We start from the raw sequence: 24,899 nt of genomic DNA on the forward strand, positions 1-24,899 counted from the left end.
TTGTACCTTTAAAGTACATGCAACAATTCGGTAAAACCTTGTTTGTTGCGAGAGTCCTAAGTGGTCTCCCTTGAAGCGAGGGCGCATTATAGAGAGAACAGATTCCTATGCAACCCCTAATTTCAAATAATTAGTACTTTTCTGTTTAACTGCATAGTTTTCAACCTAGATGTATAAAGTACATACAATTATGTTAGATTGAATTTAATTCCGGTAATGGTGTCCTACATTATTGCTTAATCACGTTATGGTGTAGTAAACATGAAAAAATTAGTAGGGTTAGCATTAACACTTAGTTCACTAGTGCATATGCATGGCGCATCTGCCAACCAGGACATGGACAAAAGCAAACCTAATCAAATTAATGAAAGGTTTCTACAAATACAAGTAGAACAAAATGTCACTATAGGTAAAGCCATTAAGGTCATAGTAAGTCACTACCCCCAACAAGCAGCCTCCATAGTAGACACTGCACTAGATCTATATCCATCAAAATATAAAGAAATCATTCACGCAGCAATATCTGCACAACCAACCTTAGCTGAAGAAGTGGTAACTATAGCGCTCAGTAAAGGTATCAGTAGTTGTACAAGTATTGTAGAGACCGCTATTAATGCAGATCCAAGTTATATTGATTTTGTCGTTACAGCAGCTGCACATTCGACTCCTGAAGAACTAAATGAAATTGTAAGAATAGCAGTGATAACTGAACCAGATTCAGCAGACTATATTGTGCAATCTCTCGCTAAAGAACATCCAAGTAAAATTGTAGAGATATTGCAGTCAGCTATAGGTGCGGTACCTTTTGTTGGGGAATATGTAGTTGAAGCATTACTGGCGGTATTTCCCAATGATGCGGAAATGGTCATCACTACTGCCGTTCGTGAATCAAGTGCGCAGAGAGAAAACGTAAAAAGGATTATTGAAACTGCACAAAACTCTGGGATTGATATAGAAAAACTTGAAGCCTATGCGATTAAAGGTGGGGCTACAACTGAAGAGCTTTCTCAAGTTTTAGATAATAAGGAATAACTTTACTTTAGATATAAAAAAGCCAGACATCAGTCTGGCTTTTTTATTTAGTACGGTTGTTTATTCCGCTTCTGTTTCTTCAATCTCTTCGACTGCTTCAACTTCAGGGCGATCAACCAATTCAACGTAGGCCATAGGTGCTTTATCACCAGTACGGAATCCACATTTCAAAATGCGAATATAGCCACCAGGACGCTCTTCATAGCGAGGACCTAGTTCGTTAAACAATTTACCAACAACTTCTTTGTCACCAGTACGAGCCATTGCCAAACGGCGATTAGCTACACTGTCTTGCTTAGCAAGTGTGATAAGAGGCTCAATTACGCGACGCAATTCTTTCGCCTTTGGTAGAGTAGTTTTAATCAACTCATGTTTAACCAAAGAACCAGCCATGTTTTTAAACATAGCTTGACGATGACTGCTGTTACGATTTAACTGACGACCACTTTTACGATGGCGCATAGTTTTATCCTTCTTTACAAATCAGGTTCGAAAACCTGATTAATCTTTTTCAGCGATTGACTCTGGTGGCCAGTTTTCTAAGCGCATGCCTAGAGACAGTCCACGAGAAGCTAGCACATCTTTAATCTCAGTAAGAGATTTTTTACCCAAGTTAGGAGTTTTTAACAACTCAACTTCGGTACGTTGTACTAGGTCACCAATATATTGTATGGCTTCGGCTTTCAAACAGTTAGCTGAACGTACAGTTAGCTCTAAGTCATCAACAGGACGAAGTAAAATCGGATCAAATTCCGGTTTTTCTTCTTTTTCAACTGGCTCAGAAATATCACGAAGTTCAACAAATGCGTCTAATTGTTCAGCTAAAATAGTAGCTGCACGACGAATTGCTTCTTCCGGATCAATTGTGCCATTTGTTTCCATATCAATGATTAGCTTATCAAGGTCGGTTCTTTGCTCTACACGAGCAGACTCAACATTGTAAGATATACGATCAACAGGGCTATATGAAGCATCCACTAATAAACGACCAATAGGACGATCATCTTCTTCTGAAGAGCGGCGAGTTGATGCAGGAACATAACCACGACCCATTTCTACTTTAATACGCATGCTAAGTTCAGCTTCGCCAGTTAAAGTACAAACCAAATGGTCAGGGTTAACAATTTCCACATCGCCATCATGCTGGATATCACCAGCTAATACTGGGCCCGCACCGGATTTCACTAGAGTTAGTGTTGCTTCAGTTTTGCCTTCAAGACGTACGGCTAAACCTTTAAGGTTAAGCAATATCTCGATAACGTCTTCTTGTACGCCCTCTTTGGTGCTGTATTCATGCAACACACCATCGATTTCAACTTCTGTCACTGCACATCCTGGCATTGACGACAATAAGATGCGACGTAACGCGTTACCTAGCGTATGGCCAAACCCACGTTCTAAAGGCTCAAGTGTGACCTTTGCGCGAGTTGACGAGACGTTATCAATTTCAACTAATCTTGGTTTTAAGAACTCAGTTACAGAACCCGACATTGTTTCCTCTCTTCTTTAAGCTTTACTTAGAGTAAAGTTCGACGATCAACTGTTCGTTAATATCTGCAGACAAATCAGTTCTTTCAGGAACACGTTTAAATGTGCCTTCCATTTTCTTGTTATCTACTTCAATCCAAACTGGTTTTTCACGCTGATCAGCTAGTTCCAATGCAGCAACGATACGCGCTTGCTTTTTCGCTTTCTCACGAACAGAAACTACATCATCAGCAGTAACGTTAAAAGAAGGAACGTTAACAACTTTACCGTTAACCAAAATGGCTTTATGGCTAACTAGTTGACGCGCTTCAGCACGAGTACTAGCAAAACCTATACGGTATACAACATTGTCAAGACGCTGCTCCAAAAGCTGTAACAAGTTTTCACCTGTGTTGCCTTTTAAACGTGCTGCTTCTTTATAATAGTTACGGAATTGCTTTTCCAATACACCGTACATACGACGTACTTTTTGCTTTTCACGTAACTGAACACCGTAATCAGACAAACGGCCACGACGGGCGCCATGTTGACCAGGTGCGGTATCAATTTTACATTTAGATTCGATTGCTCGAACGCCGCTTTTAAGGAATAAATCTGTTCCTTCGCGACGGCTAAGTTTGAGTTTTGGACCCAAATATCTTGCCATGATCTTTCTCCAACTGTCCGTCGATTAAACGCGACGTTTTTTCGGTGGACGACAACCGTTGTGAGGTATAGGTGTCACATCGGTAATATTAGTGATTTTATAACCAGCAGCGTTCAAAGCTCGGATCGCAGATTCACGACCTGGACCTGGGCCCTTAACGAACACTTCTATGTTTTTCAAACCGTAATCCTGAGCGGCTGTACCAGCACGTTCAGCAGCTACTTGAGCAGCAAAGGGAGTTGATTTACGTGAACCACGGAAACCAGAACCACCTGAAGTTGCCCATGACAGAGCGTTGCCCTGACGGTCAGTAATAGTCACTATTGTATTGTTGAAAGAGGCATGAATATGAGCCATACCATCAGCAACTTGACGTTTTACGCGCTTACGCGTTTTGGTTGGTGCTTTAGCCATAATATCCCCCGCTTATCGTTTTATTGCTTTGCGAGGACCTTTACGGGTACGCGCATTAGTTTTAGTGCGCTGACCACGTAGAGGAAGACTACGACGGTGGCGAATACCACGGTAGCAACCTAAATCCATCAAACGTTTTATACTCATTGATACTTCACGGCGAAGGTCACCTTCAACTGTGAATTTTGCAACTTCATCTCGAAGTTTATCAATCTGTTCTTCACTAAGATCTTTGATCTTGGTTGTCTCTGCAACACCAGACGCTACACAAATGCTTTTAGCACGTGTGGAACCAACACCATAAATTGCAGATAATGCAATTACAGTATGCTTGTGTTCAGGGATGTTAATGCCAGCGATACGGGCCATTAACAGTACTCCTTATAATTTATAGTCATTAGCCTAAAAAGCCCGATAGGATACTTACCCAATAACTAAATTGCAAATAAGGATTGAGGCGCTAGTGTATCTAGACGACCCCCAATCCACTCGATTAACCCTGCCTTTGCTTATGCTTAAGGTCAGAACTGCAAATCACACGCACAACACCGTTGCGCTTAACGACTTTACAGTTACGGCAAATCCGCTTGACTGATGCACGAACTTTCATTTCATCACTCCGTAAATCGCTAACTTAGCGGCCATAGCCTTTAAGATTAGCTTTTTTAAGAACAGACTCATATTGATTTGACATCAAATGGGTCTGCACCTGCGCCATGAAATCCATGATTACCACTACCATAATAAGTAGTGATGTACCGCCAAAGTAGAACGGAACGTTCCAAGCGATCAACATGAACTCAGGCACTAAACATATAAAGGTTATGTAAAGTGCACCTGCCAAAGTAAGGCGTGTCATAACTTTATCAACATATTTAGATGTTTGTTCGCCAGGACGAATACCAGGAACAAAAGCTCCAGATTTCTTCAAGTTATCTGCCGTTTCGCGAGGGTTAAACACCAACGCAGTATAGAAGAAACAGAAGAAAATAATCGTCGCAGCATACAACATCACATACAAAGGTTGTCCAGGGGACAACTGTAGGGCCACATCTTGTAACCAAGATAATGACTCATTCTGACCAAACCAATTTGCAATGGTGCCTGGAAACAAAATTATGCTTGATGCAAAGATAGGAGGAATAACACCAGCCATGTTCACCTTTAAAGGTAAATGCGTGCTTTGTGCAGCAAAAACCTTACGACCTTGTTGACGTTTTGCATAGTTAACAACGATACGTCGCTGACCACGCTCTACAAATACCACAAAGTAAGTGACGGCAATAATGATTACGCCCACTAACATCAAGAACAATAAGTTCAATTCACCTTGTCTTGCTTGCTCAGCAACATTACCTAATGCTGATGGCAAACCAGATACAATACCGGCAAAAATCAGAATAGAGATACCGTTACCAATACCTCTCTCTGTAATTTGTTCACCTAACCACATAAGGAACATAGTTCCCGTGACTAAGCTAATCCATGCTGTAAAGTAAAAACCGAAGCCGGGGTTAATTACTAAACCTTGTATAAGGTTTGGTAAGTTTGTCGCTATTCCAACTGCTTGGAAAGAGGCCAACACCAACGTAAAATAACGTGTGTATTGACTAATTTTACGACGCCCTGCTTCACCTTCCTTTTTAAGTTCCATCATCGGTGGATGCATATGTGACATCAACTGAATGATAATGGAAGCTGTAATATAAGGCATGATGCCTAGGGCTAGAACTGACGCGCGTTCAAGAGCACCACCGGAGAACATGTTAAACATCTCCACGATTGTACCTTTCTGTTGCTCAAATAACTGAGCTAACACCGCAGCGTCAATACCAGGAATAGGTACATAAGAACCCAACCTAAAAACTATGATCGCACCAAGTACGAACAACAATCTTGATTTAAGCTCGCTCAAGCCGCCTTTGGCGCTTGAATCCTGTCCTGGTTTAGCCATCTAGCCTATTCCTCTACTTTACCGCCAGCCGCCTTGATTGACTCAAGAGCGCCTTTTGATACCTTTAAACCACTAATAGTTACGGCACGTGAAATGTCACCACTTTTCATAACTTTAACGAACAACATTTCTTTCTTAACAAGACCTGCTGCTTTTAAAGTTTCAAGTGATACCACATCACCTTCTACCTTGGCGATTTCGCTTAACGTAACTTGGTCAGAAACCAAAGATTTACGAGAAGTAAAACCGAACTTAGGTAGACGACGTTGGATTGGCATTTGCCCGCCTTCAAAACCAGGTTTTACAGAACCGCCTGAGCGAGACTTTTGACCTTTGTGACCACGGCCACCAGTTTTTCCAAGACCAGAGCCCATACCACGACCCACACGTTTACCAGAATTTTTCGCTCCAGGTGCAGGAGCCAAAGTATTTAAATACATTTATTTCTCCTCCACTACTTCAACCATGTAAAATACACGGTTGATCATGCCACGGACAGAAGGGGTGTCTTCTAGCTCACTAATATGACCTATACGACGAAGACCTAAACCAGTAAGCGTAGCTTTATGCTTAGGTAAACGACCGATAGAACTTTTTGTTTGCTTTATTTTAATCATTTTAGTCATGATCAATTACCCCAAAATCTGCGATACAGACAATCCACGCTTAGCGGCAACTGACTCAGGCGAATTCATTTCTGTCAACGCATTGATAGTTGCACGCACAACGTTAATTGGATTCGTAGATCCGTAACATTTTGAAAGTACGTTTTGTACACCCGAAACTTCAAGAACTGCACGCATTGCACCACCGGCAATAATACCAGTACCTTCAGATGCTGGTTGCATGTAGACCTTAGAGCCTGAGTGACGACCTTTTATTGGGTGCTGTAGTGTATTGCCATTAAGATCAACGTTCACAATATTGCGACGCGCTTTTTCCATAGCTTTTTGAATTGCAGCAGGCACTTCACGTGCTTTACCGTAACCAAAACCTACACGACCGTTACCGTCACCTACTACTGTCAAAGCAGTAAAGCTAAAGATACGACCACCTTTAACTACTTTAGATACACGGTTAACTGCGATTAGCTTTTCTAGCAGATCACCAGCGTTTTGAACTTCTACTTTAGCCATAATTAACTCCTAGAACTGAAGGCCAGCTTCGCGGGCTGCGTCAGCTAATGCTTTAACTCGACCGTGATACTTGAATCCACTACGGTCAAAAGCAACTTTCTTGATGCCTTTTTCTATAGCGCGTTCTGCGATCGCTTTGCCAATAGCCGCTGCTGCCGCTGAGTTACCAGTACCTTTAAGGCTACCAGCTAGTTCAGTTTCAACTGTTGAAGCCGACGCCAATACTTCAGAACCGCTAGGTGCGATTAACTGAGCGTATATGTGACGCGGTGTGCGGTTAACAACCAAGCGATGCGCGGCCAATTCACTAATTTTTTTACGTGCACGAGTAGCGCGACGTAAACGAGCTGATTTTTTATCCATCGTACTAACTCCTTACTTTTTCTTAGCTTCTTTACGACGCACAACTTCATCAGCGTAACGAACACCTTTACCTTTATAAGGCTCTGGCGGACGGTATGCGCGGATGTTAGCTGCAACCTGACCTATCAACTGTTTATCAACGCCTTTGACGATGATTTCAGTCTGACTAGGAGTTTCAACAGAAATACCATCAGGCATTTCGTATGCTACAGGGTGTGAGAAACCCAGAGTTAAATTTAGTTTGCTACCTTGAGCTTGCGCACGGTAACCAACACCATTCAACAATAGTTTTTTCTCAAAACCTTGAGATACACCTAGGATCATGTTGTTTAACAAAGAACGAGCTGTACCAGCTTGAGCCCAACCATTTACTTTGCCTTCACGAGGCTTAGCAACTAGCTGATTCTCTTCTTGTACTACTTCAACTGCTTCATTAAATACACGAACTAGCGTACCGTTTTTACCTTTTACTGTGACTTCTTGACCAGCGATAGAAATTTCTACACCAGATAAAACGTCAACAGGAGCTTTTGCTATACGTGACATATTATTCCCCTTACGCTACGTAGCCGATGATTTCACCGCCCATACCCGCTTTACGCGCTGCACGGTCAGTCATCACACCTTTAGAGGTAGACACGATAGCCACACCTAAACCACCCATTACTTTTGGCAACTCATCTTTTTTCTTATAGATGCGAAGACCAGGGCGACTTACGCGCTCAATGCTCTCGATTACTTTTTTGCCTTCGAAGTACTTTAAAGTCACTTCTAATACCGGCTTTACGTCACCAGAAACAGCGAAGTCTGTTACATAACCTTCTTCTTTTAGAACGCCTGCAATTGCAACACGAACTTTAGATGAAGGCATAATTACAGAAACTTTGCTAGCCATCTGGCCGTTACGAACGCGTGTAAACATGTCCGCGATAGGATCTTGCATACTCATATCAGCTACCCCTTACCAACTGGCTTTTTTCAAGCCAGGCACTTCGCCACGCATAGCTGCTTCACGCAACTTGATACGACTCATGCCAAACTTGCGTAGGAAACCATGTGGACGACCTGTAATGTTGCAGCGATTACGCTTACGACTTACAGATGAGTCACGTGGCAGTTGTTGTAGCTTAAGAACAGCGTCCCAACGTTCTTCGTCAGAAGAGTTGACATCGCTGATAGTTGCTTTAAGCGCTGCGCGTTTTACTGCGAACTTAACAACTAGCTTCGCACGTTTTACTTCGCGCGCTTTCATTGATTCTTTTGCCATAACCCTACACCTTACTTTTTAAACGGGAAGTTAAACGCGCTTAATAAAGCGTGTGCTTCCGCATCGGTTTGTGCGCTAGTAGTGATAGTAATATCCATACCGCGTATCTTATCCACTTTATCGAATTCGATTTCAGGGAAGATAATTTGCTCACGAACGCCCATGCTAAAGTTACCGCGACCATCGAATGACTTAGGATTTAAGCCACGGAAATCACGGATACGAGGAATTGCTATTGAAACTAAACGTTCAAAGAATTCCCACATACGTTCACCACGTAGGGTTACTTTACAGCCAATCGGATAACCTTCACGGATTTTAAAACCCGCTACAGACTTGCGAGCAACGGTTACAATAGGCTTTTGACCTGCAATTGCTTGCATTTCAGCCGTGGCATTTTCTAATACCTTCTTGTCCGCTACCGCTTCACCTAAACCCATGTTTAAAGTGATTTTATCAATCCGAGGGACTTGCATGACGCTTTTGTAGTTGAACTGCTTAGCAAGTTCCGCTACAACTGTGTCTTTATAGTAATCATGCAGTTTCGCCATCGTACTCTCCAATTTTTTAAACTAGTTCGCCGTCTGATTTGAAGAAACGTACTTTCTTCTCACCTTCAAGACGGAAACCTACACGATCTGCTTTACCCGTTTTCGAGTTGTAGATCGCTACATTTGATACGTGAATCGATGCTTCTTTCTCAACAATGCCACCAGCCACACCCAATTGAGGGTTAGGTTTAGTATGCTTCTTGATCATGCTCACACCTTCAACGATTAGACGGTTAGAAGCGGGAAGAACTTTAAGCACTTTGCCTTGTTTTCCTTTATCTTTACCAGCCAAAACGATGATTTCATCATCACGACGAATTTTATTAGCCATATCGTGACTCCTTATAATACCTCAGGGGCTAGCGAGACAATTTTCATGTTATTCACACGAAGTTCTCGGGTAACCGGACCAAAGATACGCGTACCAATCGGTTGCTTGTTTGCATTAAGCAAAACAGCTGCGTTTCCATCAAAACGGATCGAAGATCCATCAGGACGACGTACGCCTTTTCTAGTACGCACCACCACTGCAGTTAGTACATCACCTTTTTTTACTTTACCGCGAGGAATTGCTTCCTTAACAGTAACTTTGATGATGTCACCAATATGTGCATAACGGCGATGCGAGCCACCAAGAACCTTAATACACTGAACCCTGCGAGCGCCGGAATTATCGGCAACATCCAGGTTAGTTTGCATTTGGATCATGTTAGTGCTCCGCTATTAAAATTAAGACTCTTCCGAGTCGTTTAGCTGCAAAAAAACAGCATTCAGCTGCTTTTTTATACATACCCCAGTTAAAAGGGCGCGAAATACTAACAGAAAACCCAATGCTGCGATAGTGGAATATGCAAATAATAATGAGAAAGATGGGGGTATGTCTATTAGGATGCCATTTACCTATGACAAGTGTATGGAGCGCCGTAATTTCAAGGCTCGACACATTTCAATAGATAACTAAAAGTCCCCAGAAGAGGCCTCTTAGGGTCAAGTTAAGATCATTTAAGTATCGAAATTTTGAAACCTGTGGCTGAATCATCTGTTTTTTCAACTGTAATGATATGCTTTACTTTTTCATTAATACCTAGTAATTCAGTTCTATCGAGTAGGATTTGTGTCTTATTGCTATTATCGAACTTCGTAATTATTTATAAAAATCACTCAGTTGTTAATAGTGCCTAATGAGTGGGCTGCACTAAATGGTTCCCCTGCGGCGCTCATATATAAATCATAACTCCCTGACTCATTGATGACTGATGTTGCGAATAATCAGAAATGACCTTCAAGTTCTTCACGTTTATAACGATATTCTGCAAAAGAAGGGAAGTTGATGTTAAGAAGTTTTTTATCATAAGGGTGGTCCATACTATTAACGAAATTATTCGCTAATAGCATGGATTACATTAAGCTAAGTTCGGCGCTTTACACTCTTTAAAGAATCTTTGCTTTGATACGCCGAACGAATAATGACAATGCTCTCTACTAGGATTTACCTCACTATTGCCTCGCAATTTTCCCTTGTAACTCTCCATTGATAAGGCTGTCATAGTATTCTTCCAGATCATGCCTCTTTAACTTTAGAGTAGGAGTCAAAAGCCCATTATCTACTGTCCACTCATCTTTCATAACAACTAGGCAATCAAGTACGGCATGGCTTTCGAGTGTTGCATTCACTTCATTTAACGTTGCCAACAGGCTTTCTTCAATCTCCTCTGTTGCTAACTTAAGGGCTTCAACAGACAAAACGACCAAGCCGATAGGTTGCTTTAACTGCGAGCCAGTAACACATACTTGTTCAATAGAAGAGTTCGCCATCAATTTGGACTCAATAGGGACAGGTGCGATATATTTACCTTTAGATGTTTTAAAAATTTCTTTTAAACGGCCGGTAATTGTGATGTAACCATCACTGTCTATAGAACCTTTGTCCCCAGTTTTCAGATATCCATCTTCAGTCATCACTTCTGCCGTTTTTTCGGGCTCTAAATAATACTCTTTCATATTACAAGGTCCCTTAACCTGAATTTCACCATCTTCCGCTATACGTATATCCACACCTGAATACGCACGCCCTATAGAGCCTATTTTGTCCGCTCGAAAAGGCACGCTAGAAGTGCCATAGGCGCTGTTCTCAGTCATACCCCAGCCTTCAGCAATATTGACACCTATTTTTCTGAACCATTCTAGTGTAGGCACAGCGATAGGAGCTGAACCACTTGCACAAAGTCTTGCTTTATTGAGACCTAATTTAGTACGTATCTTTTTACTAACCAACCCTGACACAATTGGAATACGTAATAATAAGTCGAGCTTTTTTTGTGGCATATTGGCTAACACGCCCATTTGGAAACGTGTCCATAGCCGTGGCACAGAAAGAAACAAAGTCGGCTGTGTTGCATTAACATCACGAGAAAATGTATCTAGTGACTCAATAAAATCAATCCGCATACCCGCGTATAAACTAGCAATTTCAACTAATACTCTTTCAGTAATATGTGCAAGGGGCAAATAACTAAGAATACGATCGTTTTGATCCACACCTAACTCCACCAATGAATTCGATGCCGCCCAGCAAATGGACTCATAATTATGCACTACACCTTTTGGATTACCGGTACTACCAGAGGTATAAACTATGGTCATCACAGAATCTAAAGCGGGAATAGGTTTGTCGATATATGGGGCGCTTTGTAATAATTCGTCCCACTGCTTATCGGCAGGAATATTTGGATAGGGAAATGCTAGTTTTATTATCCCTTCTTCAATAGCCGCAACTTGTCTTTCGGTGTCATCCAACTTACCCACAAATATCACTGGACACTTAGCATGGTCCAAAACATAACGGATTGTCTTTTCGCCAGCAGTGGAGTAGATAGGTACAGATACATGACCTGCCAACATAATGGCCAAATCAGTAATAAACCACTCTGCACAATTTTTTGACAAAATGGCGATATTACTGCCTGAGGGTAATTCCATCGCGAGCAAACTTGCCGCAACTCTTCTAGCTTGATCACCAACATCTCGCCAAGTAAAGTCTCGCACCGAACCATTTATGGGTTGTTTTAGATAAATAGAATCTGGAGTGGTCTCTTCCCAGTGATAAAACATTTCCAAGGGTGACTTTAATGACATTTGATATCCAAAAATAGGGTTTGATTTATCTCTTTATAACGACTACGAAGAAATAGATCAATCATAGATAACATGTTTTTAACAATACTGATTATTAAATAAACAGCGCTAAATCAACAACTTTATGCTTCCGGGATAAAACCTTACCCAACAACGCTACACAATATCTTCGAGCGCTTCACTTAACCACTTTTCAAATAACTGCACTTTGGGTTTACTAAAATGATGATTAGGAGCAACCAGATAATAGGAATAGGCACTTGGATGACTGAAGTCAAAGAGTGAGACCAATTGTTGACGTTGAATTTGCTGATATATCAAATTGTAGCGTAACATTGCGAACCCCTGTCCAGCTAAGGCTGCATCGACAATGGTCACGGTAGAATCGTCGACTTCTAGGATCTTATTAAATTTTTGTTCTTGAAGCTTATGTTTTGCCAAAAAGGTCTGCCATGCCTCCCCAGTAATAGCTCCGCGTTCTTCCAATAACGGCAGTTTATACAGGTCTTGTGGTCTAATATTGGGCTGAATGAGTCTTGGGTGACAAACTAAGACGTATTTATCTTTAAGAAGAAATCGACTTTCAAGTCCAGCATAGTTGCCTTCACCAAAACGAATAGCAAGGTCAATATCGGTACCAGAAAAATCTCTCAATTGATTGCAAGGTTCGAGGCGAACTCTGATTTCGGGATGCAGCTCCTGAAAAAACTGCAATCTAGGTACCAACCATCGAGTTGACAATGACTCCACCACAGTCACATTTAACACATCGGGATTGGCGTCTTCTATTAAAAGTGCAACACCTTTAGCAAAGTGATCAAAACCTGCTTGGATATGGGGTATTAAACGCTTGCCATCTTCTGTTAGAGACACTAGTCGCGTCCCTCTAATAAAAAGCTGTACACCTAAATGGGTTTCTAAGGTTTTAATATGCTGGCTTATAGCTGCCTGAGTCACAAATAATTGCTCAGCGGCTTTTTTGAAACTTAAATTCTGTGCGGCGACTAAGAAATAACGTAATGAATTCAACGGTGGTAATTTTTTCAAGCCAAGCTCCAAACTTAAGTTGTTCTTAAGTATATATAAGTTTTCATCGTTTGTCTGACGCTCTACACATACCTATATTCATATCTCTATTAACAGGAGAACACTAATGAATAAGCCACTAATCAAGAATTCAAGCATATGTAAAATATTAACACTTGCATCAATATTACTTTTCACATCAACCAGTAGTTTAGCTGAAGTTAATCCAACAGAAAAAGTGTATACACAAAATGGATATCCATACGAAGGTCTAGTAGATCGCTCAGAACAAGTAACTATATTCTATACAAAGGGTGCAGATAAGGGTGCAGAGAACATCAGTTGCCGAGTTGAAGTATCACAAAATGGTCAAATTTGGCAAGGCGAGGAACGCATTACAAGTTTAAAGAAATTTACTCTAAAACCTTTGCGTGCCTGCATCGATAGAGAAGAGGCCAAGAAGCTACTAGCCAAAACATTTTAAGTGAATAGGATAAACACTTATTTATTTGAAGAGATAAGGGAATACCCTAAAGGCATTCCCTTTTTATCGGCTACCTAGCCTCTTTGTCTAACAATCTCATATAAACACACCCCGGTCGCCACAGAGACGTTAAGGCTTGAAACAGAGCCTGCCATGGGTAGTTTAATTAACTCATCGCAATGTTCACGAGTTAAACGGCGCATGCCTTTACCTTCGGCGCCCATAACAAGGGCCATTGGACCGTTAAATTTGCAATCATAAATATTATTTTCTGCTTCCCCGGCAGTGCCGACTATCCACACCCCTGCGTCTTGTAAGTCTCGTAACGTTCTAGCCAAGTTGGTGACTTGTACTAAAGGGATAACATCAGCTGCTCCACAAGCTACTTTTCGCACCACAGGCGTAAGGGCAGCTGATTTGTCTTTAGGAACCACTACTGCGTCCACACCGGCGGCATCCGCTGTACGTAAACAAGCCCCTAAATTATGGGGATCAGTCACGCCATCCAAGATAAGCAAAAATGGCAATTTACTTGACTCTACTATCGCAGCCAGATCATTTTCATTATATTGTTTCGCAGGTTTAACTTTTGCGACCACACCTTGATGTTGACCACCGTCGACTTTATCATCTAATGTTTTTCGTTGACAAAATTGCACTGAAGTACCAAGGCTTCTTGCTTGGCTAACAATGTCATGAATACTTTTGTCATCTCGACCTTTTAACACAAAGAGTTCAATCAAGCGCTCTGGTTCACGCAGGATAATTGATTCAAGGGCGTGGATACCATATAACCATTCTTGTTGAGCCATATGCTTTATTTCCCCTTTCTGGATGAGCTTGTAGGTTTACTTCGAGCAGTTTTCGACTTTGATGCTGGGCGACTTTTTTTAGTCGCTGGCTTCTTGGTCGATTTATTTGCTGGTGCTGGTTTTGCGATTTTGTCCTTGCTTGCAGACTCTTTCGCTTTTTTACTTGGTTGTTTAGCCCTAGACGGTTTTCTGCCAGCTGTTTTTTTAATATTTTTACCTGCTACGCCATCCAATACAAAGTCAATTTTTCGTTCATCTAAGTTAACAGAGGCAACTTTCACTTCAACAGGATCACCCAACCGGTAAACCGTACCAAAACTCTCGCCAATTAAATGCTGCTTAACTTCATCATAGCGAAAATAGTCTTTCTCTAACGATGTTATATGCACTAAACCATCAATATGAAACTCGGACAAACGCACAAAAAATCCAAAGTTAGTCACCGAAGCAATCACACCTTCAAACACATCACCCACATGGTCCAACATAAACTCACATTTAAGCCAATCGGATACGTCTCTGGTAGCATCGTCTGCACGGCGTTCGGTCATAGAACACTGCTCGCCTAAAGTTTCCACTTCATCTGCGGTATAGGCTTTTCCGCCTGATTTACTCTTGCGTTGCTGTTGTTTATCGATAATACCTTTAAGGGCTCGATGCACAACTAAATCAGGATAGCGACGAATAGGCGAGGTAAAGTGCGCATAGGCATCTAATGCCAAACCAAAGTGGCCAATATTTTCATGATCGTATACCGCTTGTTTCATCGAGCGTAACAACATAGTTTGAATCAGTTCTTGGTCAGGTCGCCCTTGAATTTTTTCAATCACATCAGTGAAATCTTGAGGGGATACTTCCTTGCCGATCCCATGAGTGATACCCACTTCAGCTAAGTATGACAAAAATGCACCTAGGCGATCAGAATCTGGTTCATCGTGGATACGATACAAGGCCTCAGCCTTATTTTTTGTTAAGGTTTGCGCTGCAGACACATTGGCTAAAATCATACATTCTTCAATTAGCTTGTGCGCATCGTTGCGTGTTACCGGGACGATGTTGTCAATTTTACGCTGAGCGTTGAATACAAATTTACTTTCTTGGGTTTCAAACTCAATCGCACCACGTTGCTTACGAGTGCGCTTTAAAACACGGTACATATCGTGCAAATTCCTCAAGTGCGGCACTTGCTCAGCATAACGTTTATGCAATTCAGGATTGCCTTGCGCTCCTTGTTCCTTCAAGATGTCCCACACTTTGGTGTAGGTTAATCTTGCCTTGGAGTTCATCACAGCTTCGTAAAATTGATGCTCCACCAGCTTACCCGTTTTGCTGATGGTCATCTCACAAACCATACATAAACGGTCAACTTGGGGATTAAGTGAACATAATCCGTTAGATAATACTTCAGGCAACATTGGAACAACTTGTTCAGGGAAGTAAACAGAGTTGCCTCGATTTTGAGCTTCACTGTCAAGGGCTGTACCTGAACGCACATAATAACTCACGTCTGCAATAGCGACCCAAAGTTGCCAACCACCACCATCTAAAGGTTCACAAAAAACAGCATCATCAAAATCGCGGGCATCTTCACCATCGATAGTGACCAGTGGCAATTGTCTTAAATCAATGCGGTTTTCCTTGGCCTCTTCGGGAACTTGTTCATTTAGTCCCTTCACTTGCCTATCGACACCTTTTGGCCAATGGTGAGGAATATCAAAAGTCCGCAGCGCCATATCGATTTCCATACCGGGAGCCATATGTTCACCCAGTACTTCAATAATTTTACCGATAGCATTAACTCGTTTACGAGGACGCTGCACAATTTCAACCACAACTATGTGCCCTTGACGAGCACCGTTAGTTTGCTCTTTGGGTATCATTATTTCGTGGTTAATTCGGCTATCATCGGGAATGACCACACCCACATTATTTTCAAAAAAGTAACGACCAACTATAGGCTCAGTGCGAGGCTCAACAATTTTGGCAATTCTGGCTTCTCGTCGACCACGATTATCCGTGCCACTTTCTTTAACCAAGACCACATCGCCATGTAATACCGTGGACATTTGTGCATTATGAATAAATAAGTCTTTTTCACCATCATCGCGTTTTAAAAAACCAAAGCCATCGCGATGGCCTATCACTCGACCTTGAATAAGATCTTCTGTTTTAAGCTTGGCGTACTTTTTGTCACGATTAAACTCAACCTGGCCTTCACGCTCCATTGCTCTAAGGCGACGCTGAATACCGATACGACTATCCTCATCTTTTGCATCAAGCAATTGACAAAATTCTAGGAAAGACAAAGGCTTTTTAGCTTTAACTAAAAGTTCTAGTAAATATTCACGGCTAGCAACAGGCTTTTCGTATTTTTCTTTTTCGCGTTGGTAAAATGGGTCGTCGCTCATAGAGTCCTAACTAATAATTTAATTAAGTCGAGTATAACTAAATGAACACAACCAAATATGACTTTTTAACAGATACTGCCTTATTTAACTCTTTTTCCATGAATTCGATGCACCTCTAACCAATTGCTCTTGCCATCATTTGACCATTTCAATTCAAACGAATCCTCTTGCATCTCAAAAAATGTAATTCGAATATATTTGCCTTGTGCTGCTTTTGTTTAGATAACCTGAACTCGGATTAAGAGGTGTCACGTCCACTAAAGTTGTGAATTTTTTTAAGAAAGGCGAGCTACAAATAGGATATATGGATAGTTAAGAATTAAGTGGTCTTTTGGCGTTACGTACTGCTTTGGGGTGCATCAGTTTCTCTAAGTCTTGCATACAATTAGCGATTTTAGCGTGGGTTGCCTTATCTGCGCTAATCGCGTTGTACAACCAATGATAAGCGTCTTCATAGTCGTAAGGGCTTCCATATCCTTCAATAAACAACTCTGCCAATTGAATTTGTGCTTTTAGGTTTCCAAGTACAGAAGCCTCACGTAAAAAAACAACCGCTCTTTCTTTATCTTGTTGCACAAGTTTACCTTGAGAGTAATAGCGGCCTAATTGTTCTAATCCAGCTGCAAGACCCTGTTCAGCAGCTTGATGCATATAGTTAATGCCCCGCTCTGCATCTGCGTCCACGCAGACACCCCAAGCCAACATATCGCCCCACAAAAACTGATAACTAGGAATTTTTAGTATTTCTGCACGTGCCTGAATATCTTGCACCAATTGACAATCATCTAATACCACTCGGCTTAAATGTTCATTTCTATTAATTAAGCCCAGTAACTCATCCTGTGAATACAACTGAACGGCTTTAATTTCATCCGCTGCGTTAGTCGTAGCTACAAAAAATAAGGCACAACAAAATAATGATAATGATTTGAATAGATGCATAACAAATTATCTAACTTTTACGATTTCTTTTGTATCGGCAACAAAAGTGTTTTTATAAGTATTTAGGGCCATTAGACCCTAATCACTTGTACGTTTAATGGTTCTACTAGCAAGGATTATTTATTCGTCAATGCTATTTTCACAACCTGAGCATGCTCAGATAAATCATGACCTAAGTCGGTTAAATACCCGCCATCTGGTAAAGTCACTATGCCTTTGTCGAACAACCTTTTTGCGGCAGCAATCACCTCTGGTTCTGCGTCATGATGAATTTTCAAACCTTGCATCAGACTCTTGTTAGGAAACTTCAATAATAAGTTCAGCTCTGCAATCATATCAGACGTAAATGTCATTTTTATTCCTCATAAATTATGCCCTAATTCCCGTAAACACAGAGGGCTCGGATTAGATTCAAGCAGAACAAGACGTTCATTTACAGAACTCCCGCTAAAACCTAGCACTTTCAGTTAATTATAACTCCTATAAAATCAGTCATATATTATATACCCAAACTACCGCTGCGACGTGCATTTAGAAGTAGCTTGGGTATAATCTCTCTGAGACTAAAGCCCAAACAGATGAATATCAAAGGTTATTTCAAATAATCATATTCAAGAAGCACTAATTTAACCAGAAGAACACTATGCAAATAATTCAGTGTAAGGTAGAAAAGATTGAAGCCCTTACAGATACAATCAAACGTATTATTTTAATTCCAGATACCCCTTTTAACTTTATTGCTGGCCACTATTTACAAATAGTGATGGGCGATGGTGACAAACGCCCCTTTTCAATCGCTAACGCTCCACGTGAGGATGGCTCTATCGAGTTGCATATAGGTACTGAACCTGGCAACCAATATTCAGGGCAAGTCATCGAAAAAATGCTCAAAGATAAATTAGTCAATGTTGAAGGTGGATTAGGGCAAGCTTTTCTTAGTCAAACCGATGCACAAGATATTATTTTATTAGCTGGAGGCACGGGGTTTTCCTATGCTTTGTCTATATTGCAACAACTACTTAGTAAACCGTTAGAAGCACAAGTACATTTATATTGGGGAACACGCACAATAAGTGATATGTATGCATTCGACGAACTCATCACTCTTACGCAACAACACCCTCTTTTTACCTTTATCCCGGTTATAGAGATCCCAGAAACAGATTGGGCGGGTAGAACAGGTTGGGTACATCAAGCCGTGCTCGATGACATGCCAGACCTAGCAGCTTATCAAGTGTATGTAGCCGGGCGTTTTGAAATGGCCAAAGTGGTGCGCGATGACTTCACTAAACAAGGGTTACCAATAACGTCTTTATTTGGTGACGCATACGCATATATCTAAGCAATCTTAATTAGGAGCTTAAAAAATAAGCTCCTAATTAATCTGAACTCGGGTTACACCGCCCCTTTAAACTCTAATTGCCGCCAAGCTTCATACACAAATACTGACACGGCATTAGACAAATTCATGCTACGGCTTTGTGCCAGCATAGGAATTCGCACTCGCTGCTGGGGTGGCAGAGACTGAATAACCTCATCGGGTAAGCCACGGGTTTCTGGGCCAAATAATAATGCATCGCCTAATTGATACCTGGCCTCTGCAAAAAACGCCTTACCTTTGGTTGTACAAGCAAAAATCCGCTTTGGTGAACGAGCTTCGATATAAGCCTCAAGATTTGGATAACGTTGTACTTTGGCAAACTCATGATAATCCAAGCCAGCTCTCCGCACTTTTTTGTCATCCCAATCAAACCCTAAAGGTTCAATTAAATGCAGGGCAAAACCAGTATTTGCGCATAGACGAATGATATTGCCTGTATTTGGAGGGATTTCAGGTTGGTATAGAACGATATCGAGCATGAATAAAATTTCGGTTATGTTTGATAAAGTGATACTAACAAAAATCAGCTAATTGATTTAGCTATTAGCGCTTTTTTCGTTATTCACTTTTCAGCGAATATAGTCACTTCAATAAATGTTAATCTTGCTTGATATTCAATGGGATCGTCACTTTGTATCTAACCCCAATAGGTGAGTCGACTAGTTCAATCTGACCTTTATATATATTACTTACTATGTTGCTCACTATATTTAAACCTAAACCAATTTTTCCAGTGCCTCTTTGCGTAGAGAAAAAAGGTTGAAAAATCTTCTTCGCTTGTTGTTTGTCTATGCCTTTGCCGTTGTCATGGTAACCCAGATGAATATTTTCAGCATCTTGCACTATTGATATAAATACTTTGCCCCCCTGATGCTCAAAACTATGGATAACGGAATTTTCAAGCAATTGTGCCAGTAATTGTGAAAATGCAGAACGTGAATAACAAATCAGGCCATCTTGAACTTCACACTCTAAGATAATCTGCGGATACTTGAGTTGCGCATGGGCGCGGAATTGGTCGATAAATTTTTGCATCTCAAAATTGTATGCCTGATCACTTATGATTTTGGTGTCAATTTCGGAAAATCGAGAAATTAAGTCTGATGCACGGGTCAAATTATTGAATGTTAGATCAATAGACTCGGACAACCTACTTAGGGTTTGCATGGCGCTACTTTTAGTCAATTTGCCATTTTCGATATCTTGTGAAAACGAATGAACAATTCGACCACTACTTGAATTAGAAGTAATAGCTACACCCAGCGGGGTATTTATTTCATGAGCAAACCCCATTAACAACATGTTAGTCGTATTGGCTTTTTCGGCGATTACATCACGTTTATTGGCCATTGTTTGTTGTTCTAATACTTGGGACAAGCGCAAGTTCGCTTCAATCAGTTGGGTATTACGCTCATCTACTGTGTGACTCAATTGTTTGTTCGCATCTAATAGCTTCTGCCTAGAGCTATCATTTTCGAACACAATGGCCGCTAGATTTGCACAGGTTTCGATATACGCAAGATCTTCATCTGTAGGTGTATTTGGATACTCATAATACATTGCAAACGTACCATAGACTTTTTCATTGTGCCCCATAATTGGCTCAGACCAACAAGCTTGCAAACCGGCACTGAGCGCTAAATCTTTATACTGCGCCCAAATAGGGTCGCTATTAATATCTGTGACAACAACACGTTTTTTTGAAAAAGCCGCCGTGCCACAGGAGCCAACTCCCATTCCAATTTCCACACCATTTATTGCTTCGCAATAATCAGCTGGTAAAGAAGCAGATGCTATAGGATGTAAAGTAGCGTTTTCAGAGTCGAGCAATAACACTGAACTTTTCATTTCAGGATTATAAATTTCTGATTTTTCACATAACAAGTTAAGTACCACTTCAATACTATCGCCCCTAGCGACACTACGTAATACTTCAGAACGCCCAGCTTCTAGTTCTATGGCGCGTTGCAAATAATTTAAATCATCACGTGTAATGTTTATTTGGGGCATAAGGTACCGACTTTTTATATGACGCTATTAGTGTAATTTGATATTTGCTAAAATGCTATTCGCAAAACAAGAGGCCTTAGAGTTGGACAAAATAGCAGCCATTAATCCCTAAAAAAGTCTAAAATTGCAGTTACACAAGTGACTCTATATTTATCCCGTTCTTCTAATAATTCATGCTTGGAACCATCAATCACCTTAAGTTTAGTATTTGCCATTTTTGCTACCACTCGACTCTGTCGTTTGTTATCTACAATTTGATCTGCTCCAGCTTGAATAACTAAGGCGGGGATCGGAAAAGCATGCACACTTTGCTCTATTTCGTCCATCGCCTGTGCCGCCACTTTTAACCAATGACCGCTAACGCCACCTAACTGCGCTTGTGGTACTTCTTGATACTCTTGACGAAAAATTTGATATCTGATTCCACTATGCGTTAACTCATTAGCGGCAAAGGGTTGGTTGTCATAATTTTTTTGGCCAAAAAAATAAGCATTTTTTTTATTAAATGTGGCGTGTAGGGTGAGCAATAACTTAGCGAACCAATTAGGTAAAGGCGGACGAATACCAAACATTGGCGCCGAAAACGCCACTTTTTCAAACATCTCAGGAAAGCGCAAAACCATCAAAGCACCAATGGCTCCCCCCATAGAATGACACAACAATTTTGGTTTGTGATCAGTCTTTTTAATAACCACCTTATCAACGAATTTTTTAAAATCATCCACGTATTCAGAAAAATTGCCCACATAACCTATTTGAGGATTATCCAACATACGCCCTGATAAACCTTGCCCTCTATGGTCATGAATAAACACCGAATAACCATTTTGATAGAGGTCGTACACCAGTTCCTTATATTTTATTAAACTTTCAATACGCCCAGATGAAATCACAATAGCTCCTAGTGCCTGCGGATGCAGTACATAGGCGTATGCAATATCCACGTTTCCCACTCCTGCAAACATTTGGTGTTGAACACGGTTTTGCCAGAATGCTTGAATAGCGGTTGCATATACTGATTCTAAGTCAACTTCGGAGCACAAGACGTATTGAGACATGTAAAAATCCTACATTTAAATTTGATATAAAATACCCAGCCTAAACCAGACCTTAGGGTTTAGATTTCAGGCACTAACACTGGCTCATTTCGCGTTGCTGAGTTTTTTATTATGATTAGCTTCAATGATTCGAAGGATATCACGCCAACTAACGACCCCAATTGGGGCGCCCTGTTCATTCACTATGGGGATACAAGAAATACTGTGTTGATTAAATAAACCGATCGCCTCATATACATCAGCAGTAGGAGTCAAAGTAATAGGTTTTCGACTCATGATTTGGTGTACCTTTTTATTCAAGGTAAACTTATCATGGACAGTTTCTTGTACTGTTCCGATAAAAGGACTAATGGATTTGAGTAAGTCTCGGTCTGATAGCACACCATATAATTTACCTTCATCTACCACCAGCAAATGATGAAATTTGGCATTTTCAAAAATATGTTTAACCTGTCGCAGAGTATCATCCATTGTCACAGTCACCACTGGTTTAGTCATGATTTTCTCAACTAACATTTGCTGCCTTCTTTCACTTAATGACGTTTAGAATAAAAGGTAACTGCAACTTTGGGTATGTTGCAATAAAAACCACAAGATTTAACTCTATTCATAATGACAAATATTTGGATGCAATTTATTGAGCCCAAACCAAAGGTATGCTTATTTTGACCAGTAATCCGCCTTGAGGTTTATTGCTTGCCTGTATTAAGCCTTGGTGTTTCCCTATCGCATGTTGAGCAATAGCTAATCCCAAACCTACTCCGCCACTATTCCTATCTCGTGCGGTTGATTCACGATAAAATGCCTCAAAAATTCTATCCAGTTGACTCTCTTCAATACCATTACCATCATCTTCTATCTCCCATACAAGGTGTTTGTCTTGTACCGACACTTTGACTTGAATGTGATGATTAGAGTAGTGGATCGCATTTCGTAGAATATTTTCTATAGCACTACTCAATAACTGCGGATCTGCATGCAAACTAACGTTTTCATCAGCTTGATAAAACAACTCCTTATTTTTTTGCGCAGCCTCGAATCGTGCATCGGCAATAATGGGCGTCATTATTTGCTCAAGACTAACAGACTGTAAGTTTTCGACTGGTAGTTGATTATCCAACCTAGATAACAACAATACTTGAGCTATCATATCTTCAATTTGCCGCGCTTCTTTTTCAATCCGCTCCAAGGCTGAAAGCATATTGGCTGACATATCAGTCTCATTTTGTTGCAGCGCAATACCAATAGATAATTGCAAACGCGTAAGAGGTGAACGCAACTCATGTGAGATATCAGCTAGTAACCTTTTCTGACTATTTAGCACACTCTCCACTTGTTCAGACATGTAATTGAAGTCACGACCAAGTTGGCCAATTTCATCTAAACGCGCACTAGCAGCACCCACTCGCACTCCCATTTCCCCCGTCGCCATGCGTTTAGAGGCGAGACTGAGTTGCGCAATAGGATTTAGTAATCCACGCACAAATAAATAACACAATCCCAAACTAAAGGAGATGATAAATGTGATAAATACCTCTGGATATTCATGCTGAATGACCCGAAAACTCCCACCAGGCCTTGGTTTAACCAAAAACAACATATAGTCGGTTTGATTAGCACTTACCATACTTGGTCCAACAAAGGTGATACCTTGCACCTCTAACATTAACGGTGCACTTTGCTGGTTAAAATCGTCAAACATTTCTTTTTTGAGGCGTCTATTGCGAATTATGTTATGCACAATTTCTCTTGTGGATGGATCAATTAAAATCAAACCGAAGCGATTTCGAGCACTCACGTGATCAAGTAACTTTTTAAGTTCGACATTGCCATTACGTTTATCAATTTGATTTTGTAATTTGCGGGTCAAGGTATTTAAATCTTTGTGCTGCTGGGGACTCAATGGCTGATATTTGGCTTCTGAGTCAAGTTGTTTAGCTAACCAGACTGAACTTAAAAAAATCAACAAAGCAGCCAACCAAAACCATAAAAACACTCTAAAAAATAAACTTTTAGCTGGATTAAAACGACTTAATCCCTTCATGCGGGCACCACATACAGATAACCAGCCCCACGATGAGTTTTGATTTTTTCTTCTGGACTAAAGACAGCTAATTTTTTACGAAGGTTACTAACATGCATATCTATGCTGCGGTCAAAAGCAGCAAGTTTTCTTCCTAGTACTTTTTCACTGATGTCCTGTTTACTGACTAAACTTCCTTGGTTAATCATCAACAGATGCAAAATAGAATATTCGGTGCCAGTTAGTTCCACAATATTGTCAGCACAAAACACTTGTTGTGCTGAGGGTGAAAGAACCACATCACCTAACTTTAAATTTTGCTGCACACTACCACTAGGTAACAAAGCCATTCTGCGAACCAAAGCTTTTATTCTTGCCGATAACTCCCTATGGTTAAACGGTTTCGCCAAATAATCGTCAGCTCCCATTTCCAGACCAAAAATTTTGTCATAGTCGTCGCCTTTAGCTGTCAACATTAATACTGGAGTGAGATGACTAGTGCGCAATTTTTTTAATACTTCAAAGCCGTCCAGTTTAGGTAACATGACATCCAGCAAGATAAGGTCGTAGTGTTTGTTTGAGGTCGCTAAACTCAGACCAGCTTCTCCGTCGTGGGCAACATCTAATTCATAGCCTTGCGGGCTAAGGTATTCTTTAAGTAATTCGGTCAACTCTAAATCATCATCGATCAATAATAGTTTTTTAGCCGACATATCTTCCCTTGGGTATTTTTAGCTGGAGCTACACTATAACTCAGTGCGCCCCTGTG

General features: G+C 40.8%; 32 protein-coding genes. 3 read left to right on the plus strand and 29 right to left on the minus strand.

Annotated features, from left to right (window positions below; translation table 11 throughout):
• Positions 1–261: 261 nt before the first annotated feature.
• Complete coding sequence (locus GARC_RS24540; RefSeq protein ID WP_007625658.1) at positions 262–1,032, plus strand: hypothetical protein; 771 nt, start codon at positions 262–264, stop codon at positions 1,030–1,032.
• A gap of 60 nt (positions 1,033–1,092) precedes the next feature.
• Here GARC_RS24540 and rplQ read toward each other — a convergent pair whose 3' ends face one another.
• The 19 genes from rplQ to GARC_RS24630 all read right to left on the minus strand — a co-directional run bounded on the left by rplQ (position 1,093) and on the right by GARC_RS24630 (position 13,033).
• Positions 1,093–1,494, minus strand: a complete 402-nt coding sequence (rplQ, locus tag GARC_RS24545) for a 50S ribosomal protein L17 (protein ID WP_007625660.1) — start codon at positions 1,492–1,494, stop codon at positions 1,093–1,095.
• Positions 1,495–1,533: 39 nt separating this feature from the next.
• Positions 1,534–2,523, minus strand: a complete 990-nt coding sequence (locus GARC_RS24550) for a DNA-directed RNA polymerase subunit alpha (RefSeq protein WP_007625666.1) — start codon at positions 2,521–2,523, stop codon at positions 1,534–1,536.
• Between the two features lie 22 nt (positions 2,524–2,545).
• On the minus strand, positions 2,546–3,166 hold the full coding sequence (gene rpsD / locus GARC_RS24555; protein ID WP_007625675.1) for a 30S ribosomal protein S4: 621 nt from the start codon (positions 3,164–3,166) through the stop codon (positions 2,546–2,548).
• A 24-nt stretch (positions 3,167–3,190) separates the two neighbouring features.
• Positions 3,191–3,580, minus strand: coding sequence for a 30S ribosomal protein S11 (gene rpsK / locus GARC_RS24560; protein ID WP_007625676.1), 390 nt, complete (start codon positions 3,578–3,580; stop codon positions 3,191–3,193).
• Between the two features lie 12 nt (positions 3,581–3,592).
• Complete coding sequence (gene rpsM / locus GARC_RS24565) at positions 3,593–3,949, minus strand: 30S ribosomal protein S13 (protein ID WP_007625678.1); 357 nt, start codon at positions 3,947–3,949, stop codon at positions 3,593–3,595.
• 124 nt (positions 3,950–4,073) lie between these two features.
• Positions 4,074–4,190 (minus strand): 50S ribosomal protein L36, encoded by a 117-nt coding sequence (rpmJ, locus tag GARC_RS26575; protein WP_081587621.1) that lies wholly within the window; start codon positions 4,188–4,190, stop codon positions 4,074–4,076.
• A gap of 24 nt (positions 4,191–4,214) precedes the next feature.
• Positions 4,215–5,534, minus strand: a complete 1,320-nt coding sequence (gene secY, locus GARC_RS24570) for a preprotein translocase subunit SecY (protein ID WP_007625681.1) — start codon at positions 5,532–5,534, stop codon at positions 4,215–4,217.
• A gap of 5 nt (positions 5,535–5,539) precedes the next feature.
• Entirely contained in the window at positions 5,540–5,974 is a 435-nt protein-coding gene (gene rplO, locus GARC_RS24575; protein ID WP_007625683.1) for a 50S ribosomal protein L15, read from the minus strand.
• Positions 5,975–6,163 carry a 50S ribosomal protein L30 gene (rpmD, locus tag GARC_RS24580; protein WP_193363092.1) on the minus strand — a complete coding sequence of 63 codons (189 nt, stop codon included), beginning with the start codon at positions 6,161–6,163 and terminating at the stop codon, positions 5,975–5,977.
• 3 nt (positions 6,164–6,166) lie between these two features.
• A complete protein-coding gene (gene rpsE / locus GARC_RS24585) occupies positions 6,167–6,670 on the minus strand; it encodes a 30S ribosomal protein S5 (RefSeq protein WP_007625688.1) in 504 nt (167 codons plus the stop codon).
• 9 nt (positions 6,671–6,679) lie between these two features.
• Positions 6,680–7,033: a 50S ribosomal protein L18 gene (rplR, locus tag GARC_RS24590; RefSeq protein ID WP_007625689.1), complete on the minus strand. Its 354-nt coding sequence runs from the start codon at positions 7,031–7,033 to the stop codon at positions 6,680–6,682.
• 12 nt (positions 7,034–7,045) lie between these two features.
• On the minus strand, positions 7,046–7,579 hold the full coding sequence (gene rplF, locus GARC_RS24595; RefSeq protein WP_007625690.1) for a 50S ribosomal protein L6: 534 nt from the start codon (positions 7,577–7,579) through the stop codon (positions 7,046–7,048).
• A gap of 10 nt (positions 7,580–7,589) precedes the next feature.
• Entirely contained in the window at positions 7,590–7,982 is a 393-nt protein-coding gene (rpsH, locus tag GARC_RS24600) for a 30S ribosomal protein S8 (protein WP_039990491.1), read from the minus strand.
• Positions 7,983–7,994: 12 nt separating this feature from the next.
• A complete protein-coding gene (rpsN, locus tag GARC_RS24605; protein ID WP_007625692.1) occupies positions 7,995–8,300 on the minus strand; it encodes a 30S ribosomal protein S14 in 306 nt (101 codons plus the stop codon).
• Positions 8,301–8,311: 11 nt separating this feature from the next.
• Complete coding sequence (gene rplE, locus GARC_RS24610; protein WP_007625693.1) at positions 8,312–8,851, minus strand: 50S ribosomal protein L5; 540 nt, start codon at positions 8,849–8,851, stop codon at positions 8,312–8,314.
• Positions 8,852–8,867: 16 nt separating this feature from the next.
• Complete coding sequence (gene rplX / locus GARC_RS24615; protein ID WP_007625694.1) at positions 8,868–9,182, minus strand: 50S ribosomal protein L24; 315 nt, start codon at positions 9,180–9,182, stop codon at positions 8,868–8,870.
• Positions 9,183–9,193: 11 nt separating this feature from the next.
• Positions 9,194–9,559 (minus strand): 50S ribosomal protein L14, encoded by a 366-nt coding sequence (gene rplN, locus GARC_RS24620; protein WP_007625695.1) that lies wholly within the window; start codon positions 9,557–9,559, stop codon positions 9,194–9,196.
• 789 nt (positions 9,560–10,348) lie between these two features.
• Positions 10,349–11,986, minus strand: a complete 1,638-nt coding sequence (locus tag GARC_RS24625) for an AMP-binding protein (RefSeq protein WP_007625697.1) — start codon at positions 11,984–11,986, stop codon at positions 10,349–10,351.
• 156 nt (positions 11,987–12,142) lie between these two features.
• Complete coding sequence (locus GARC_RS24630; RefSeq protein ID WP_226989324.1) at positions 12,143–13,033, minus strand: LysR substrate-binding domain-containing protein; 891 nt, start codon at positions 13,031–13,033, stop codon at positions 12,143–12,145.
• Between the two features lie 106 nt (positions 13,034–13,139).
• Between GARC_RS24630 and GARC_RS24635 the strand changes: the two genes are divergently transcribed.
• Positions 13,140–13,496 carry a hypothetical protein gene (locus GARC_RS24635; protein ID WP_007625701.1) on the plus strand — a complete coding sequence of 119 codons (357 nt, stop codon included), beginning with the start codon at positions 13,140–13,142 and terminating at the stop codon, positions 13,494–13,496.
• 74 nt (positions 13,497–13,570) lie between these two features.
• Here the strand turns inward: GARC_RS24635 and rlmB are convergent, their stop codons facing one another.
• The 4 genes from rlmB to GARC_RS24655 form a co-directional block, all read right to left on the minus strand.
• Positions 13,571–14,308: a 23S rRNA (guanosine(2251)-2'-O)-methyltransferase RlmB gene (gene rlmB, locus GARC_RS24640; protein WP_007625703.1), complete on the minus strand. Its 738-nt coding sequence runs from the start codon at positions 14,306–14,308 to the stop codon at positions 13,571–13,573.
• 5 nt (positions 14,309–14,313) lie between these two features.
• Positions 14,314–16,716, minus strand: coding sequence for a ribonuclease R (gene rnr / locus GARC_RS24645; RefSeq protein ID WP_007625706.1), 2,403 nt, complete (start codon positions 16,714–16,716; stop codon positions 14,314–14,316).
• A 312-nt stretch (positions 16,717–17,028) separates the two neighbouring features.
• A complete protein-coding gene (locus tag GARC_RS24650; RefSeq protein ID WP_007625707.1) occupies positions 17,029–17,658 on the minus strand; it encodes a tetratricopeptide repeat protein in 630 nt (209 codons plus the stop codon).
• Positions 17,659–17,774: 116 nt separating this feature from the next.
• Complete coding sequence (locus tag GARC_RS24655; protein WP_007625708.1) at positions 17,775–18,011, minus strand: TIGR02647 family protein; 237 nt, start codon at positions 18,009–18,011, stop codon at positions 17,775–17,777.
• Positions 18,012–18,301: 290 nt separating this feature from the next.
• Here GARC_RS24655 and fre point away from each other — a divergent pair, with 290 nt between their 5' ends.
• Positions 18,302–19,000 carry an NAD(P)H-flavin reductase gene (gene fre, locus GARC_RS24660; RefSeq protein ID WP_007625710.1) on the plus strand — a complete coding sequence of 233 codons (699 nt, stop codon included), beginning with the start codon at positions 18,302–18,304 and terminating at the stop codon, positions 18,998–19,000.
• Positions 19,001–19,053: 53 nt separating this feature from the next.
• On the opposite strand, the gene trmL is transcribed toward fre, so the two are convergent.
• The 6 genes from trmL to GARC_RS24690 all read right to left on the minus strand — a co-directional run bounded on the left by trmL (position 19,054) and on the right by GARC_RS24690 (position 24,843).
• Positions 19,054–19,518: a tRNA (uridine(34)/cytosine(34)/5-carboxymethylaminomethyluridine(34)-2'-O)-methyltransferase TrmL gene (gene trmL, locus GARC_RS24665; RefSeq protein WP_007625711.1), complete on the minus strand. Its 465-nt coding sequence runs from the start codon at positions 19,516–19,518 to the stop codon at positions 19,054–19,056.
• A 118-nt stretch (positions 19,519–19,636) separates the two neighbouring features.
• On the minus strand, positions 19,637–21,049 hold the full coding sequence (locus tag GARC_RS24670) for a GAF domain-containing sensor histidine kinase (protein ID WP_007625712.1): 1,413 nt from the start codon (positions 21,047–21,049) through the stop codon (positions 19,637–19,639).
• A gap of 101 nt (positions 21,050–21,150) precedes the next feature.
• Complete coding sequence (locus GARC_RS24675; protein ID WP_007625713.1) at positions 21,151–22,107, minus strand: alpha/beta fold hydrolase; 957 nt, start codon at positions 22,105–22,107, stop codon at positions 21,151–21,153.
• A gap of 84 nt (positions 22,108–22,191) precedes the next feature.
• Positions 22,192–22,623: a CBS domain-containing protein gene (locus tag GARC_RS24680; RefSeq protein WP_007625714.1), complete on the minus strand. Its 432-nt coding sequence runs from the start codon at positions 22,621–22,623 to the stop codon at positions 22,192–22,194.
• A gap of 118 nt (positions 22,624–22,741) precedes the next feature.
• Positions 22,742–24,151, minus strand: coding sequence for an ATP-binding protein (locus GARC_RS24685; protein WP_007625715.1), 1,410 nt, complete (start codon positions 24,149–24,151; stop codon positions 22,742–22,744).
• Positions 24,148–24,843 (minus strand): response regulator transcription factor, encoded by a 696-nt coding sequence (locus GARC_RS24690; protein WP_007625720.1) that lies wholly within the window; start codon positions 24,841–24,843, stop codon positions 24,148–24,150. The genes GARC_RS24685 and GARC_RS24690 overlap by 4 nt, the downstream gene beginning before the upstream one ends.
• Positions 24,844–24,899: the final 56 nt, after the last annotated feature.

The organism is Paraglaciecola arctica BSs20135, assembly GCF_000314995.1.
GTDB lineage: Bacteria > Pseudomonadota > Gammaproteobacteria > Enterobacterales > Alteromonadaceae > Paraglaciecola > Paraglaciecola arctica.

Bases quoted from the DNA above. Each gene is read 5' to 3' on its own strand.
- GARC_RS24680 (WP_007625714.1), bottom strand. From the start codon at position 22,623: ATGTTAGTTGAGAAAATCATGACTAAACCAGTGGTGACTGTGACAATG.
- GARC_RS24670 (WP_007625712.1), bottom strand. From the start codon at position 21,049: ATGCCCCAAATAAACATTACACGTGATGATTTAAATTATTTGCAACGC.
- secY (WP_007625681.1), bottom strand. From the start codon at position 5,534: ATGGCTAAACCAGGACAGGATTCAAGCGCCAAAGGCGGCTTGAGCGAG.
- GARC_RS24550 (WP_007625666.1), bottom strand. From the start codon at position 2,523: ATGTCGGGTTCTGTAACTGAGTTCTTAAAACCAAGATTAGTTGAAATT.
- rplO (WP_007625683.1), bottom strand. From the start codon at position 5,974: ATGTATTTAAATACTTTGGCTCCTGCACCTGGAGCGAAAAATTCTGGT.
- rpmJ (WP_081587621.1), bottom strand. From the start codon at position 4,190: ATGAAAGTTCGTGCATCAGTCAAGCGGATTTGCCGTAACTGTAAAGTC.
- rplN (WP_007625695.1), bottom strand. From the start codon at position 9,559: ATGATCCAAATGCAAACTAACCTGGATGTTGCCGATAATTCCGGCGCT.
- rpsK (WP_007625676.1), bottom strand. From the start codon at position 3,580: ATGGCTAAAGCACCAACCAAAACGCGTAAGCGCGTAAAACGTCAAGTT.
- GARC_RS24655 (WP_007625708.1), bottom strand. From the start codon at position 18,011: ATGACATTTACGTCTGATATGATTGCAGAGCTGAACTTATTATTGAAG.
- rplE (WP_007625693.1), bottom strand. From the start codon at position 8,851: ATGGCGAAACTGCATGATTACTATAAAGACACAGTTGTAGCGGAACTT.
- GARC_RS24685 (WP_007625715.1), bottom strand. From the start codon at position 24,151: ATGAAGGGATTAAGTCGTTTTAATCCAGCTAAAAGTTTATTTTTTAGA.
- rpsD (WP_007625675.1), bottom strand. From the start codon at position 3,166: ATGGCAAGATATTTGGGTCCAAAACTCAAACTTAGCCGTCGCGAAGGA.
- rpsM (WP_007625678.1), bottom strand. From the start codon at position 3,949: ATGGCCCGTATCGCTGGCATTAACATCCCTGAACACAAGCATACTGTA.
- GARC_RS24635 (WP_007625701.1), top strand. From the start codon at position 13,140: ATGAATAAGCCACTAATCAAGAATTCAAGCATATGTAAAATATTAACA.
- GARC_RS24625 (WP_007625697.1), bottom strand. From the start codon at position 11,986: ATGTCATTAAAGTCACCCTTGGAAATGTTTTATCACTGGGAAGAGACC.
- rnr (WP_007625706.1), bottom strand. From the start codon at position 16,716: ATGAGCGACGACCCATTTTACCAACGCGAAAAAGAAAAATACGAAAAG.
- rlmB (WP_007625703.1), bottom strand. From the start codon at position 14,308: ATGGCTCAACAAGAATGGTTATATGGTATCCACGCCCTTGAATCAATT.
- fre (WP_007625710.1), top strand. From the start codon at position 18,302: ATGCAAATAATTCAGTGTAAGGTAGAAAAGATTGAAGCCCTTACAGAT.
- rpsN (WP_007625692.1), bottom strand. From the start codon at position 8,300: ATGGCAAAAGAATCAATGAAAGCGCGCGAAGTAAAACGTGCGAAGCTA.
- rplF (WP_007625690.1), bottom strand. From the start codon at position 7,579: ATGTCACGTATAGCAAAAGCTCCTGTTGACGTTTTATCTGGTGTAGAA.
- rpsH (WP_039990491.1), bottom strand. From the start codon at position 7,982: ATGAGTATGCAAGATCCTATCGCGGACATGTTTACACGCGTTCGTAAC.
- rpsE (WP_007625688.1), bottom strand. From the start codon at position 6,670: ATGGCTAAAGTAGAAGTTCAAAACGCTGGTGATCTGCTAGAAAAGCTA.
- rplQ (WP_007625660.1), bottom strand. From the start codon at position 1,494: ATGCGCCATCGTAAAAGTGGTCGTCAGTTAAATCGTAACAGCAGTCAT.
- GARC_RS24675 (WP_007625713.1), bottom strand. From the start codon at position 22,107: ATGTCTCAATACGTCTTGTGCTCCGAAGTTGACTTAGAATCAGTATAT.
- rplR (WP_007625689.1), bottom strand. From the start codon at position 7,033: ATGGATAAAAAATCAGCTCGTTTACGTCGCGCTACTCGTGCACGTAAA.
- GARC_RS24690 (WP_007625720.1), bottom strand. From the start codon at position 24,843: ATGTCGGCTAAAAAACTATTATTGATCGATGATGATTTAGAGTTGACC.
- rplX (WP_007625694.1), bottom strand. From the start codon at position 9,182: ATGGCTAATAAAATTCGTCGTGATGATGAAATCATCGTTTTGGCTGGT.
- GARC_RS24650 (WP_007625707.1), bottom strand. From the start codon at position 17,658: ATGCATCTATTCAAATCATTATCATTATTTTGTTGTGCCTTATTTTTT.
- trmL (WP_007625711.1), bottom strand. From the start codon at position 19,518: ATGCTCGATATCGTTCTATACCAACCTGAAATCCCTCCAAATACAGGC.
- GARC_RS24540 (WP_007625658.1), top strand. From the start codon at position 262: ATGAAAAAATTAGTAGGGTTAGCATTAACACTTAGTTCACTAGTGCAT.